This is a genomic window from Tenacibaculum haliotis (assembly GCF_025215075.1).
In the GTDB taxonomy this organism is placed as follows: Bacteria; Bacteroidota; Bacteroidia; order Flavobacteriales; family Flavobacteriaceae; genus Polaribacter; species Polaribacter haliotis_B.
In genome coordinates this window covers 64,444-79,902 of record NZ_JAOBTH010000029.1, presented here as the reverse complement: position 1 = coordinate 79,902, position 15,459 = coordinate 64,444, and the positions used below count along the sequence as shown (strand labels likewise).

The 15,459-nt window shown below is 31.6% G+C and carries 8 protein-coding genes; 3 read left to right on the top strand and 5 right to left on the bottom strand.

Translation table 11 applies throughout. The annotated features are described in order from the left end of the window. The first annotated feature begins 51 nt into the window (after positions 1–51). Together N2251_RS12105 and N2251_RS12100 are read left to right on the top strand one after the other, a co-directional pair. On the top strand, positions 52–8,418 hold the full coding sequence (locus N2251_RS12105) for a BspA family leucine-rich repeat surface protein (protein ID WP_260586988.1): 8,367 nt from the start codon (positions 52–54) through the stop codon (positions 8,416–8,418). An 8-nt stretch (positions 8,419–8,426) separates the two neighbouring features. Next, positions 8,427–9,344 (top strand): PorP/SprF family type IX secretion system membrane protein, encoded by a 918-nt coding sequence (locus tag N2251_RS12100; protein WP_260586987.1) that lies wholly within the window; start codon positions 8,427–8,429, stop codon positions 9,342–9,344. 64 nt (positions 9,345–9,408) lie between these two features. Here N2251_RS12100 and N2251_RS12095 read toward each other — a convergent pair whose 3' ends face one another. Together N2251_RS12095 and N2251_RS12090 are read right to left on the bottom strand one after the other, a co-directional pair. Continuing rightward, positions 9,409–10,047 (bottom strand): MarC family protein, encoded by a 639-nt coding sequence (locus N2251_RS12095; protein WP_260586986.1) that lies wholly within the window; start codon positions 10,045–10,047, stop codon positions 9,409–9,411. A gap of 7 nt (positions 10,048–10,054) precedes the next feature. Further along, positions 10,055–11,254 (bottom strand): aminotransferase class I/II-fold pyridoxal phosphate-dependent enzyme, encoded by a 1,200-nt coding sequence (locus N2251_RS12090; protein ID WP_260586984.1) that lies wholly within the window; start codon positions 11,252–11,254, stop codon positions 10,055–10,057. A 164-nt stretch (positions 11,255–11,418) separates the two neighbouring features. Here N2251_RS12090 and N2251_RS12085 point away from each other — a divergent pair, with 164 nt between their 5' ends. Further along, on the top strand, positions 11,419–11,877 hold the full coding sequence (locus N2251_RS12085; protein ID WP_260586983.1) for an Lrp/AsnC family transcriptional regulator: 459 nt from the start codon (positions 11,419–11,421) through the stop codon (positions 11,875–11,877). On the opposite strand, the gene N2251_RS12080 is transcribed toward N2251_RS12085, so the two are convergent. The 3 genes from N2251_RS12080 to N2251_RS12070 form a co-directional block, all read right to left on the bottom strand. Then, the gene (locus N2251_RS12080) at positions 11,872–12,972 is read right to left on the bottom strand and encodes a DUF4407 domain-containing protein (RefSeq protein ID WP_260586981.1); all 1,101 of its coding nucleotides are present in this window, start codon (positions 12,970–12,972) and stop codon (positions 11,872–11,874) included. The genes N2251_RS12085 and N2251_RS12080 overlap by 6 nt on opposite strands. 95 nt (positions 12,973–13,067) lie before the next feature. Then, the gene (locus N2251_RS12075; protein ID WP_260586980.1) at positions 13,068–15,029 is read right to left on the bottom strand and encodes a M56 family metallopeptidase; all 1,962 of its coding nucleotides are present in this window, start codon (positions 15,027–15,029) and stop codon (positions 13,068–13,070) included. Then, on the bottom strand, positions 15,029–15,397 hold the full coding sequence (locus N2251_RS12070; protein ID WP_260587355.1) for a BlaI/MecI/CopY family transcriptional regulator: 369 nt from the start codon (positions 15,395–15,397) through the stop codon (positions 15,029–15,031). The genes N2251_RS12075 and N2251_RS12070 overlap by 1 nt, the downstream gene beginning before the upstream one ends. Positions 15,398–15,459: the final 62 nt, after the last annotated feature.

The following is a 15,459-nucleotide window of genomic DNA, read 5'->3' as shown; positions in this document are numbered from 1 at the left end:
CTTAGTCGTATAAGTGTAATGTTATAAACAATATAAAAGATTCTCCTAAACATGAAAGCTATAGTTACCATTATTCTGTGCTTTTTTACCTACACAATTTCTGCTCAAAACTTTATTACTACTTGGAAAACAGATAATCCAGGAACTTCATCAGTAACATCAATTACCATACCTACGGCTAGTGGAGCTTATAATTACGATGTAGATTGGAATAATGATGGGATTTTTGATGAGCTAGGAATTACCGGATCTATTACCCACGATTTTTTAACAGCAGGAACGTATACCATACAAATTAGAGGAAACTTTCCTCGTATTCATTTTAATAATATAAGCGATAAAGAAAAATTACTTTCGGTTGATCAATGGGGAAGTGGAAAGTGGACTTCTATGGAAAGAGCTTTTTATGGATGTAAAAATTTAGAGGTAAATGCAGCTGATGTACCAGATTTGTCTATGGTAACAAGTATGAAATATATGTTTTCTGGAGCAGCAAGCCTTAATCAGAGCCTTAATAGTTGGGATGTTAGTACAATAACAGACATGAGTGGTTTGTTTTCATCAACTACAATTTTTAATCAAGACCTCTCTAGTTGGGATGTGAGTAATGTGGTAGATATGAGATCAATGTTTTCGTCATCAAAAGCCTTTAATCAAGATATTTCTGGTTGGAATGTTGGTAATGTTACCAATATGTCAGGCATGTTTTCATCTACAGCAGTTTTTAATCAACCTATTGGGGTTTGGAATGTTGGAAGTGTAACAGATATGAGGTCAATGTTTTCATCATCAAAAGCCTTTAATCAAGATATTTCATCATGGAATACGAGTAAGGTAACCAACTTGAGTTGGATGTTTTATTTCTCTGAAGCATTTAGCGGAGATATTAACAGTTGGGATGTTAGTAATGTTACAAATATGGGATACATGTTTTCTTATTGTTCTTATAATCAACCTATAGGTAATTGGAATACATCAAAAGTAAAAACAATGAAATCTATGTTTTTTCAAAACAAAGATTTCAATCAAGATGTAGGTTTATGGGATGTAGGCTCAGTAACAGATATGAATTCTATGTTTTGGGGAGCAATAGCTTTTAATCAAGATATTGCTGGATGGAATGTAAGTAATGTTACCAATATGGGCGTAATGTTAGCTTGGGCAAAAGACTTTAATTCTGATATTAGTGGTTGGGATGTAAGTAAGGTAATCAACATGAATAGTATGTTTGATGGGGTAACAGCCTTTAATCAACCTATTGGTTTATGGGATACTTCATCAGTAGTAAACATAGCAAATATGTTTCATAGCGCAACTTCATTTAATCAAGATTTAAGTAATTGGAATGTTAGTAATGTAACCAATATGATGGGAGTATTTTGGAATGCAACAGCATTTAACGGAAATATTTCAAATTGGGATGTTAGTAAAGTAACACAAATGCCAAGAATGTTTTATAAAGCAACTTCATTTAACGTTGATATCACAAATTGGAATGTAGCTTCAGTTACTTCTATGGAAAATATGTTTAGAGAAGCAACCATTTTTAATCAAAATATTAGTGGTTGGGATGTTAGTAAGGTAACAACTATGGAAAGTATGTTTAGATATACCGATTTATTTAATCAAGATATAAGTAGTTGGGATGTAACATCTGTTACCAATATGGAAAGCATGTTTGAAAAAGCAATTGTGTTTGATCAAAATTTAGGAAGTTGGAACGTAACGAATGTAACTAACATGAATCGCATGTTTAGCTATATGAAACTATCCACCACAAACTATGATGCTTTATTAAACGGATGGAACGCACAAGTATTACAACCCAATGTTGTTTTTAGTGGTGGGAATAGTACCTATTGTACAGCACAGTCAGCAAGAGACAACATAACAAGTACAGATAATTGGACAATTACTGATGGCGGATTAGCATGTGCTTTAAGTACTACGGATTTTGTAACTACTTGGAAAACGGATAATTCAGGGACTTCGTCAGCAACTTCAATTACCATACCTACGGCTAGTGGAACTTATAATTACGATGTAGATTGGGATAATGATGGGGTTTTTGATGAACTAGGGATTACCGGATCGGTTACCCACGATTTTTTAACCGCAGGAACTTATACTATACGAATTAGAGGAGATTTTCCACAAATTCCTTTTAACAATACAGGTGATAAAGATAAAATAGTATCGGTTGATCAATGGGGTAATAACCAATGGTCTTCAATGGCGGTAGCTTTTTATGGATGTAAAAACTTAGAATTAAATGCAACAGATGCCCCAAATTTATCTATGGCAATAAGTATGCACCGCATGCTAGCAGAAACAGAAAGTTTTAATCAAGATATTAGTAATTGGGATGTGAGTACGATAACAGATATGAGTAACTTGTTTTCATCAGCAACTATATTTAATCAAGATATTTCAGGTTGGGATGTGAGTAGTGTAGTAAATATGACGTCAATGTTTTCAAATGCAATAGTATTTAATCAGCCTATTGGCAGTTGGGATGTTTCTAAGGTAACTAATATGAGCTGGATGTTTTCAGGAGCAACAACCTTCAATCAAGATATCGGTTTGTGGGATGTTTCTTCAGTAGTAAATTTTAGCAGTGTATTTTATAGAGCTAGTAGTTTTAATCAATATTTAAATGGTTGGAATGTTTCTAAAGGATATAGAATGGATGGTATGTTTGCCTATGCTACGGCCTTTAATCAAGATATCAGTCTGTGGGATGTTTCTTCAGTTACAAACTTAAAGAGCATGTTTCTTAGCGCTACTAGTTTTAATCAAGATTTAAATGGTTGGAATGTGAGTAATGTAAAGGATATGACATCAGTTTTTCAAAGTGCGCTCTCTTTTAATGGAAATATTATGAATTGGGATGTTTCATTAGTAAAATATATGTCAAAAATGTTCTACGAAGCTAATGCTTTTAATCAAGACATTGGTAGTTGGAATGTATCTAGTGTTATAAACATGGATTACCTGTTTTATAGAGCAATTTCCTTTAATCAAGATATAGGTAATTGGGATGTTGCTAATGTAATGAATATGGAAAGAGTATTTATGTATGCTTCTGTATTTAATCAACCAATTGGCGGATGGAATGTATCTAAGGTTACTAATATGAGAGGAATGTTTTATCATGCGTTTGTTTTTAATCAAGATATCGGTCTGTGGGATGTTTCTAAAGTAACCGATATGTATCGGATGTTTATAGCAGTAAATTCTTTTAATCAAGATATAAGTAATTGGGATGTTTCTAGTGTTACCACTATGGAAGGAATGTTTATGTTCGCTAACTCTTTTGATCAGAATATAAGTAATTGGGATGTTTTTAGTGTTACCACTATGAAAGAAATGTTTAAGGATGCAACTTCTTTTGATCAAAACATTGGAAATTGGAATGTAGCCAATGTTGTAAATATGAGAGATATGTTTATAGGTGCAAAACTATCCACCACAAACTACGATGCATTATTAAACGGATGGAATGCACAAACATTACAACCAAATGTTGTTTTTCATGGAGGTAATAGTACTTATTGTTCGGGAAAAATAGCAAGAAATAATATGACCAGTACAGATAATTGGACAATTACTGATAATGGATTGGCATGTACATTAACCACTACGGATTTTGTAACCACTTGGAAAACCGATAATCCAGGAGCTTCATCAGCAACTTCAATAACAATTCCAACACATGGTAGTACGACCTACAATTATGATGTAGATTGGAATAATGATGGAATTTTTGATGAGTTAGGAATTACAGGTTCTGCTACCCACGATTTTTTAACCACAGGAACGTACACTATACGAATTAAAGGAACTTTTCCGCGTATTTATTTTATCAATTCTGGCGATAAAGAAAAAATACTTTCGGTTGATCAATGGGGAAATAACCAATGGACTTCAATGGAAGCAGCATTTAAAGGATGTAAAAACTTAGCAATAAATGCATCCGATTCACCCGATTTATCGATAATGACAAACATGAGAGAAATGTTTTGGGGAGCAAGTTCTTTAAACCAAGATATTAGTGGTTGGGATGTTTCTAATATAGAAAATATGACATCGCTGTTTGCCATAGCAAGTTCTTTTAATCAAAATATTAGTAGTTGGGATGTGTCTAATGTAACTAGTATGGGGTGGATGTTTTCATCAGCAAAAGCATTTAATCAAGATATAAGTGGATGGAATGTAGCTAAGGTAAAATGGATGCAATGGATGTTTGCTTCTACAGATGCTTTCAATCAAAATATCAGTGGTTGGGATGTAAGTAAAGTTACTAATATGAGTAGAATGTTTTGGAAATCAACCTCATTCAATCAGGATGTTAGAGCTTGGAATGTAGCCAATGTAACAACTATGGAATCTATGTTTGAGTCTTCAATATTCAATGAAAATATAAGTTCATGGAATGTTTCTAAGGTTAAAAGTATGCGTTTGATGTTTTCTAAGAATACTTTTTTTAATCAGGATATAAGTTCGTGGAATGTTAATGCGGTAACGAATATGAATGGTATGTTTAGGGAAGCAAAAATGTTTAATCAAGACATCAGTTCATGGCAAGTAGGAAATGTGACTGACATGGGGTTTTTATTTTCAAGAGCAGAGAACTTTAATCAAGATATAAGTGGTTGGGATGTTTCTAACGTAACAGATACGAGCTATATGTTTAGTGATGCTTTAACTTTTGATCAAAATATTGGTAGTTGGAATGTTTCTAAAGTTACCAATATGACAGAAATGTTTAGAAATGTAAAACTTTCTACAGCAAACTACGATGCATTATTAAACGGATGGAATGCACAAACATTACAACCAAATGTTGTTTTTCATGGAGGTAATAGTACTTATTGTTCGGGAAAAATAGCAAGAAATAATATGACCAGTACAGATAATTGGACAATTACTGATGGCGGATTGGCATGTACATTAACCACTACGGATTTTGTAACCACTTGGAAAACCGATAATCCAGGAGCTTCATCAGCAACTTCAATAACAATTCCAACACATGGTAGTACGACCTACAATTATGATGTAGATTGGAATAATGATGGAATTTTTGATGAGTTAGGAATTACAGGTTCTGCTACCCACGATTTTTTAACAGCAGGAACTTATACTATACGAATTAGAGGAACTTTTCCACGTATTTACTTTAACAATACAGGCGATAAAGAAAAAATACTATCGGTTGATCAATGGGGAAATAACCAATGGACTTCAATGGCTAAGGCGTTTAGAGGGTGTAAAAATATAGAAGTTAATGCTATAGATAAACCAGATTTAGCGAACGTAACTGATATGAATAATATGTTTTTTGGTGCTAGTAGTTTAAATCAAGATATCAGTGGCTGGGATGTTAGCACTATTACTAATATGCGAGGAATATTCGCATCAGCAACAGCATTCAATCAAAATCTCGGCACTTGGGATGTGTCTAATGTAGCTGATATGTATTGGATGTTTGCATCAGCAACAGCATTTAATCAGGATATCGGTAGTTGGAACGTGTCTAATGTTATTAATATGGAAGGGATGTTTTGGGGCGCAACAGCATTTAATCAAGATATTGGTAGTTGGAACGTATCTAAAGTGTCAAGCATGAGAGTAATGTTTTCTCAAGCTCCTTTGTTTAATCAGGATTTGAGTAGTTGGAATGTTTCAAATGTTACTAATATGGACGCAATGTTTAGGTTAGTAACAGCATTTAATCAAGATATTAGTAGTTGGGATGTAGGTGCCGTAACGGATATGCAACAAATGTTTAGAGGAGCAACATCGTTTGATCAAGATATTAGTGGATGGAATGTAGCAAATGTTACTACCATGGAAAACATGTTTAAAGATGCAAAACTTTCAACTACAAATTATGATGCTTTATTAAGCGGATGGAATGCACAAATATTACAATCAAATGTTGTTTTTAGTGGAGGAAATAGTACCTATTGTTTAGGTGAAGCAGCAAGAGTAACAATGATAAATTCTGATAATTGGACAATTACCGATGGTGGATTAGAAGCATTAGCTTGTACATTAAATACTACAGATTTTGTAACTACTTGGAAAACGGATAATCCAGGAACATCATCAACAACCTCAATAACAATTCCAACACACGGTACTACAACCTATAATTATGATGTAGATTGGGATAATGATGGAACTTTTGATGAGTTAGGAATTACAGGGACAGCTACCCACGATTTTTTAACAGCAGGAACTTATACTATACGAATTAGAGGAACTTTTCCACATGTTTATTTTAACAATACAGGCGATAAAGAAAAAATACTTTCGGTTGACCAATGGGGAAATAACCAGTGGACTTCAATGAGAAGTGCATTTAAAGGATGTAAAAATATAGAAATTAATGCAATAGATAAACCAGATTTAGCGAATGTAACAGATATGTATAGTATGTTTCATACAGCAACTTCCTTTAATCAAGATATTGGTAGTTGGGATGTGTCTAATGTAACTAACATGGAGTGGATGTTTTATAAGGCAACTTCCTTTAATCAAGATATTGGTAGTTGGGATGTGTCTAATGTAACAAGTATGGTAGAAATGTTTTATAATGTACCTTCCTTTAATCAAAATATTGGTAGTTGGAATGTTTCTAGTGTAACGTTTATGAGGGGGATTTTTTGGGGAGCTAGTTCTTTTAATCAAGATATTAGTAGTTGGGATGTTTCTAATGTAACCAATATGGAGTATGTGTTTGCTGGTGCTACTCAATTTAACAAAAATGTTAATAATTGGAATGTATCTGGTGTAACGAATATGACAAAAATGTTTGTAATGGCAACTTCCTTTAATCAAGATATTGGTAGTTGGGATGTGTCTAATGTAACAGATATGAGTTATATGTTTCAAGGAGCAACAGCCTTTAATCAAGATATTAGTAGTTGGAATGTGGCTAACGTAACTACTACGGCGGGGATGTTTCATACAGCAACTTCCTTTAATCATAATATAGGTAGTTGGGATGTTTCTAATGTTACGAATATGTCGTGGATGTTTAGAGAAGCTAGTTCTTTTAATCAAGATATTGGAGAGTGGAATGTAGGTTTAGTAACCGATATGGCCTCTATGTTTAGAAAAGCAACTTCCTTTAATCAAGATATTGGTAGTTGGGATGTTTCTAATGTAACGAAAATGGGATGGATGTTTTCAGAAGCTAGTTCTTTTAATCAAGATATTGGAAACTGGAATGTAGGTTTAGTAACCGATATGCCCAATATGTTTGAAAAAGCAACTGTTTTTGATCAAAATATTGGAAACTGGAATGTTTCTAATGTTACCTATATGGCAACTATGTTTAAAGACGCAAAACTATCAACCACAAATTATGATGCTTTATTAAGTGGATGGAATGCACAGTTATTAAAGACAAGTGTTGTTTTTCATGGAGGAAATAGTACCTATTGTTTAGGTGAAGCAGCAAGAGCAATAATGATCGGTTCTGATAGTTGGATAATTACTGATGCTGGTAAAAATTGTGGAATAATACCATCGTGTGCGATATTAAACAATCCTTCGGATGGAACAACAGATGTATCAGTAAGTACAAATTTAAGTTGGTCATCAATAGCAACGGCAACGGGCTATAAAATTAGTATCGGAACAAGTTCGGGCGCAACAGATGTTGTAAATGACGAAGATGTAGGTAATGTATTGACTTACAATCCAACTATAGATTTCTTATCAAACACTACTTACTATGTAACCATCACCGCATACAATTCCGCAGGCGATGCTACAGGTTGTTCAGAAACAAGTTTTACCACAGAAACAGTGGTTGTGATTCCATCGTGTGCGGTATTAAACAGTCCTTCGGATGGAACAACAAATGTATCGGTAAGTACAAATTTAAGTTGGTCATCAATAGCAACGTCAACAGGCTATAAAGTTAGTATCGGAACGAGTTCAGGTGCATCGGATGTTGTAAATAATGAAGATGTTGGTAATGTGTTGACTTACAATCCAACGACAGATTTCTTATCAAACACTACTTACTATGTAATAATCACCGCTTATAATTCAACAGGCGATGCAACAGGTTGTTCAGAAACAAGTTTTACAACGGAACAAAGAGGTAAGATAAAATATGGTTTTTCACCAGATGGTGATGGAATTAATGAATATTGGGAAATTAAAGGAATAGAGCAATATCAGAAGAACACAGTGAGTATATACAACCGTTGGGGAGATATGGTATTCGAAATTAAAGGATATGACAATAATCTAAGAGTATTTAGAGGAGAGGCTAATAAGAAGAAAGTTTTAGGAGCAGGAACTTTACCTTCAGGAACTTATTTTTTCAATATTCAAATTACAGGGACACATAACTTTAAAAAATTAAAAGGATTTTTAATCTTAAAACGATAAAAATAATTATGCAAACAGTATTTAAACCAATATTTATTGGATTACTTTTTGGGATGTTTCAAGTGTGTTTGGCACAGCAAACACCAACTTTTTCTGAGTACAATTACAATGTTTTTATTTTAAACTCAGCGTATGCAGGTTTTGAAAAAGATACTGAATTGGTGTTTTCGAGTGCAGGTTTTTCTAATGAATTAGAAGGAGCACCAAAAAGTACAACTTTTAGTTTTAATACCTCTTTAAAAGAGGGGCAAGTAGGTCTTGGAGCAGGGATTATTCATGATGAAGTAGGAGTATCAAAAACAACAACAGCTTTTGCAGCTTATTCATATAAACTTTTTTTTGATAGTCAGGATGATCGACCACATTGGCAACATTATTATCCAACAGTTCTTTCTTTTGGGATAACAGCAGGGGCACAGTTTTATAATGATAATTTGTTAGATTTAGGAATCATTGATGATTCCAAATTTCAGCAAAATATAAATACAGTTATACCAAGTATTGGTGTTGGTTTTATGTTTAATTATAAAGATTTATTTGTTGGTGCTTCTATGTCAAATGTATTAGGTACTGAATTAGCATCTGAGGATAATTTAGATTTATCAACACCTTTTTACATTTATGGGGGTTACCGAATTTTTACAAATATTTTTAGAGAGACAATGATTAAACCTAGTTTTTTATTGAAAAAAGAAGGAGGGGTACCATTACAAGCAGATGTTAATGTAGCAGTAAACTTTAAAAATAAGATAGAATTTGGTGCGGGGTATAGAACCAATGGCTCCTTAAATTTATTATTAGGAGTTTATGCACTTAAAAAACTTAGGGTGATGTATAATTATAATATGGCATCAGGAGACGCACCAATTGCAACAACTCATGGTATTGTGCTTGGGTACCGATTTGGTGATGGGTATTCTGAATAGAAAAGTAATACATATAATGAAAAACAGGAAGTTATAATTTTATATAGCTTCCTGTTTTAAAAAATTAATTAGTATTAAAAATATCTAATAATATCGGCTTTAATCCGCTAAAGAAAAACTCTACAGCAATAACCATTACTATTAGTCCCATTAAACGCATCATAACATTAATGCCGGTTTGACCAATAATTTTTATAATTTTTGACGAGCTATATAATATTATGTACGTGAGTACAATTACTAAGAAAGCAGTAAATATTAACGCTATTTTTTTCTCAATAGAATCAGCATCTTCCATCATAACAATTGCGTTTGTTAAAGCTCCAGGACCACAAATCATAGGAATTGCTAGTGGTGTTACAGAGATGTCGTTTACATAGTTTTTTACTTCAGGATCTTTCAATTTTACTTTCCCTAATCTTGCATGTAGCATATCCATCCCCATTAAAAAGAAAATCACACCACCTACAATTCTAAAACTATTAACGGATATTCCAAAAAAGTTAAATAACAATTGACCAGAAAAAGCAAAAATTAAAATAGTAATAAAACTAACTATCGATGCTTTTTGTGCCGTTTTTGCTCTGTGACTTTGATCTAAATCAGCAGTCATCGTCATAAAAATAGGCATGGTTCCAAAAGGATTTATCAACGTAAAAAAAGACGTAAAAGATAAAATTCCAAAAGCGATTACTTCATTCATAATTTAGTTATAAAATAGCTGTTTTTAACATACAATTTTTAATGATTTGATACGTGCGTTCAATATCATTATCCAATCCGATAGAAAACCGAATTAAACCATCAGATAAACCCATTTCTTTTTGTTCGTTTTCAGGTATTTCAGATGATGTTGAGGTTCCGGGAGCAGAAAAAAGTGTTTTATAAAACCCTAAACTAACAGCTAAGTAACCAACGTTTTTTTCTTGCATTAATTCCATTAAATTATTTGCTTTTTCTAATGATCCAGTATCAATAGTTAGCATTCCACCAAAGCCGTATTCGGCATTCATCATCGATTTAAAAACTTCGTGTGACGGATGTGATTTTAAACCCGGATACACAGTTTTTAACCCATCAGCCTCAAATTTTTCAGCTAAAAATAAAGCATTCTTACTGTGTTGTTTCATTCTAATATGTAAGGTTCTCATGTTTTTTAAAATTGATGAGGAACGTAACGAATCCATCGAAGAACCAAGTAACATACTTGCGCCATCAATTACACTTTTTTGCGAATTAATAAAATCTGCTGAAGCACAAACAACGCCACCCATGGTATCGGAAGATCCGTTAATGAATTTTGTTAAACTATGTATTACCACATCGGCTCCTAATTGCGCAGGTGAAAGTGATAAAGGCGAAAAAGTATTATCGATAATTAATTTTAAATGGTGTTTTTTCGCTAAAGCGGATAATTTTTTAATATCAGCAACCTCTAATAAAGGATTGCTTACAGATTCACAATAAATCATTTTTGTTTTTTCGGTAATGGCGGCTTCTACCATTGCTAAATCTGTAATATCGATAAATGAAGTTTTAATATTCATCCGTGGTGTAAAATTCTTTAAAAATGCGTACGTTCCGCCGTAAATAGTTCGGCTTGAAACAATATGATCTCCAGCGCCGCAAATTTGTAAAATGGTAGGAGTAATCGCTCCCATTCCCGAACCAGCTACATTGGCAGTTTCCGTTCCTTCCATAGCAGCCAAAGCTTCACTTATGTATAAATTTGAAGGTGAAGTATGACGGGAATATAAGTAGCATCCATCAGTATTGCCTTCAAAAGTATCGAGCATAGTTTTTGCTTCTAGAAATGTATAAGTAGAAGAATCAGAAATAGAAGGGTTTATTCCCCCAAATTCTCCAAAATATTGTAGGTCTTGAATGTTATCAGCAGGTTTAAAATCCATAGCATAAGTTTTAACTGTTTGTATTACTGCAAATCACTACTAATTAAGATTGTAAATCAATATTTAAAATAAAAAACAGATTATTATTCTTTATATTTTGATTATTTTAGTTTTAAAATAATTATTTAGTCGATTTTTCGATTAAATTGATGTAAATTTTTCAGATGAAATTAGATGCAATTGATAAAAAACTTTTAGGATTACTACAAAAAGACAGCAAACAAACTAGTAAGCAACTTTCGTTACATTTAAACCTATCTGTAACTGCTGTTTACGAACGCGTTAAAAAGCTAGAAAAAACAGGCGTAATTACCAATTATGTGGCGTTGTTAGATAAAAATAAGATAGAAAAATCGTTTTTAGTATTTTGTCATTTAAAATTAGAAAAACACACTAAAGAACATATTGTAGTTTTTGAAAAAGAAATTACAAAATTAGCGGAAGTAACCGAGTGTTTTCACGTAAGTGGAGATTATGATTATATTTTAAAAATTTATGTAAAAGATATGGATGAGTATCGTGATTTTATGGTAAATAAATTAACTACATTAAAACACATAACAAGTACTCACAGTACTTTTGCTATCGGAAAAGTTAAGAATTCTAATGCAATAGTTTTATAAAATATCTTGTTGGTTTTTATAAAAAGTATCGGCTTGTAGTTTCATCAGATTTCGAGCCATTTTTTGTTTGTAATTATACAATTCTTCTTCAGTTTTTAAATTGGAATATATTTTGTTATTGATTTCAATATCTGTTTTTAAAATAGCCTCTCGTTGATGCACTTGTTGTTGAATCCATGTTTTAATTTTTGATTCTTCATTTTCGAGTTTAAAATCATATTCTCCTTTAGGGCTGATAAGTTTCGAAAAAATAGGTGCCGTTTCAATCGCTAAAAACAATAAAAAAATAAAGAATGAAGGTAGCCAAGGCAATGTGTTTAATGCCTCAATACGCGCCATTAATCCATCGAAATTAGAAATTATGGGTTGTGTTTTTTCTTCAGTTAACAGTTGTTTTTCTTGTAAGTTTACAATCGCTAATTCTTTCGCTTTAATTTGTTGTTTATTGTTCTCTTTTAATAATTGTAGTTCAGTTAAAGAGGCATCGTGTTTTGTTCGTTTTTCTTTATAAACAGGCCCTTTTCCTAAGCGTTTCGTTCCTTTTGTGCCTTCAGCTTCTGCAATATAAGTTTCGTATAGTGCATTGGTTTCGGTTTCTTTTGTAAGAATTTCATTTTTTAAAACGTTAATTTCAGAATTAAGACTGTTTATTTGGGGTGTAAATTGTTGTGCAATTTGGGTTTTATTTGCTAAAGTCATTTTATTTTTCTCAGTTAATAAAACCTGATTAATTTCTTTTTCAAAAATCTTTAATTCTAGTGGTTTTGAAATTACCACAGCAATAATAAAAGCTAAAAGTAAACGCGGAATTACCTGTGCTATTTCTTGACGTTTTGATTCTCTTTTTTTGATAGTTGAAACAATAAAACGATCTAAATTAAATATTAACAATCCCCAAACAAATCCAAAAAAGATAGCTGAATATAAGTTGTCGAAAACTGTAAATAAAGCATAGCTACAAGCAATGGTTGCCATCAATGCTGTAAAAAAAACAGTAGCACCAATACCTGCATATTTATTTTGTTCTCCATTAGAGCAGTCTTTAATTAATTTTAAATCTACTCCCGAACAAATAAGAAAAAATTGTTTTAACATAAAATAAGCTTATACCATAAGAACGATATTATTTTAAAAATGTTACAAAAAAAGCCTCAATTAAGAGGCTTTTAACATAAACTATGATAGTTTCCTTAGTTTTTAGTAGTCACGTAAATTGATCCTGAGCCATCTTTATTTTTTTTGACACTCATTTTATCAATTTGTTTTGGATCAAGTTTATATATCTCTTTTTTACTTATTTTTTTTTTATTTAAATAATAAGTTACGTTTTTATTATTTGTTTCGTATTTTAATTCAGAGATTTCTCTATTACTTAAGTTTTTTATTTTATCAATGTTGATTGTTTGTTTTATCTCTTTTCCTTTGCTATTGACAGATTTTCCATAACGGTTAAAGTATAGAGTTTTTCCATTTTCTTTTACATAGTATAAGGTTTTATCACCTACTTGTTTCCAGCCTTTTTCAATACCGTTTTTACTCGTACTACTTCCTGTAATTTTTGTGTTACCTTCTCTAATTTCTTTCTCTTTTCCGTTCTTATCAACTTGTTTTCCCCAACCAGTTTTTCTATCATTTTTTTGGTTACTTGAAGAAGATGGAGGAGGAATATTAGATTTTTCACCCTTTTTGACGATTTTTGCGGTTGAAGGTTTTTGCGGCGGCGGTGGAATATTTCCGGTTCTTACTTTCCATGCATTATAGGCTTTTTTTGCTTTTAAAATTTCTTCTTTACTCGCGTTAGGAATAGGAGGCGGAGGTGGTAGTAATAATTTATCTTCTGTTGTTAATTCATTTTTTAATTTATAAAAAACTTTATTGTTTTTCTTTAACCTAATATAAGGGTGTTGAGGAAAAATAGGTTTTTTAACTTTCTTTTTATCTAGACTTGAAAGTTTAAAATATATACTACCTAGTTCAGAAAATAAATTCTGTATTTCACTTTGTCTTTTTCTTGAACTTTTTATAAAATGAGGTTTTAGATTTCTTAATATTTCATATGTTTTATACAGTTTAAGGTAATCTCCAACTTTATCTTCCCAAATTTTTATTTCTTCTCCATTTGGAAGCTTTTTAGTTAATGTGTCTTGATTTATAATACTTAATTTTAAAGAATTAATATCTTTAAATTTTTTATTTATGTCTTCGGATAAAGAAGGGGTTGGAGGAAGAAAATTTATCTTAGTTGTTCGTTTTGTTATTATTTCAGAATCTAAATAATCATTGGTTTTTGTTTCTGCTTCCACTCTTTCAGCAAACAAGAATACGAATCCTACCATAACCGGTATTATTGCCAGTTTTTTAAGCAAGATTTTGGTTGGTGAACTTTGTTTTGTCATCATTAGTAATCTTTTTTTAGTTAATAAATAATTCAAATTACTGGCCAAGTAATATTCGTTGTTCCAAGCAGTTTTATTCAATAATAAATGTTGATACTTAGAAATATTTTTATGATTAGAAATCACTTTTGAGTCTGCTAAAAACTCGTGATTTAATTGTATTGTCTTTTTTAAGAAGTAAAAAATAGGATTAAACCAAAAAATGATTTTTAAAACCTCAATAAGTAACACATCAAAAGTGTGTTTTTGTGTAGCGTGTGTAAGTTCGTGCGTAAATAATTCTTCTTCAATTTTCTGTGATTCATATGCTGTTTTATTGATAAAAATATAATTCCAAAATGTATGCGGACTAATAGCATCGTCAACTAAAATAAGTGTAGATTTTTTATACTTTATGGCAGTACTTTTCCTTGTTTTTTGAGAAATAGAAAGAATATTTCTGGTAAAACGAACTAATAACATACTTGATATAAAAGCAGATAGATATACAAAGTAATTCCAATAATTTGTTGGGGTTTCAATAGCTTCTGTCGTTTCGAAAATATAAGTATTGTTTACCATTACTTGTACAGTATCTATAATTTCAATAGGTGCTTTGGTGTAAATTATAAATAATGGCGCTAAAAATGAAAATAACACACTACCTAATAAATAAAAACGATTGAATTTGTGCATTTTTTCACGCTCTAACACTAAATGATAAAAAAGTAGCAGTAGCGTTAAGCAAATTCCAGATTTTATGAAATAACTAATCATTATTGTTGCTTTTTAATTTGATTATCAATAATTTTTTTTAAATTTTCTAATTCAGAAACTGATAAATCAGTTTCTTTGGTAAAGAAAGAAGCAAACTGACTTGCAGAATCATTAAAGAAATTTTTTATCAACCCGTTTACATGTTTCGAGAAATAATCAGACTTTTTTACTAATGGAAAATATTCTCTTGACTTTCCGAATAAATTATATGCAATAAATCCTTTATCGTTCATCCTTTTTAATAAAGTAGCTACCGTTGTTGTTGCTGGCTTAGGTTCTGGGAACTCGGCTAATAAATCTTTCATAAAAGCTTTTTCTAGCTTCCATAATAATTGCATTACTTGTTCTTCGGTTTTTGATAATTGCATGGTAATTGAATTTTGTTGCTCTACAAACATAGAGTAAATATTTTAATTCTACAAATGTAGAG

What these genes read in the sequence shown, in the direction of transcription:
- N2251_RS12105 (WP_260586988.1), top strand. Translation starts at nt 52, where the DNA reads ATGAAAGCTATAGTTACCATTATTCTGTGCTTTTTTACCTACACAATT.
- N2251_RS12100 (WP_260586987.1), top strand. Translation starts at nt 8,427, where the DNA reads ATGCAAACAGTATTTAAACCAATATTTATTGGATTACTTTTTGGGATG.
- N2251_RS12095 (WP_260586986.1), bottom strand. Translation starts at nt 10,047, where the DNA reads ATGAATGAAGTAATCGCTTTTGGAATTTTATCTTTTACGTCTTTTTTT.
- N2251_RS12090 (WP_260586984.1), bottom strand. Translation starts at nt 11,254, where the DNA reads ATGGATTTTAAACCTGCTGATAACATTCAAGACCTACAATATTTTGGA.
- N2251_RS12085 (WP_260586983.1), top strand. Translation starts at nt 11,419, where the DNA reads ATGAAATTAGATGCAATTGATAAAAAACTTTTAGGATTACTACAAAAA.
- N2251_RS12080 (WP_260586981.1), bottom strand. Translation starts at nt 12,972, where the DNA reads ATGTTAAAACAATTTTTTCTTATTTGTTCGGGAGTAGATTTAAAATTA.
- N2251_RS12075 (WP_260586980.1), bottom strand. Translation starts at nt 15,029, where the DNA reads ATGATTAGTTATTTCATAAAATCTGGAATTTGCTTAACGCTACTGCTA.
- N2251_RS12070 (WP_260587355.1), bottom strand. Translation starts at nt 15,397, where the DNA reads ATGCAATTATCAAAAACCGAAGAACAAGTAATGCAATTATTATGGAAG.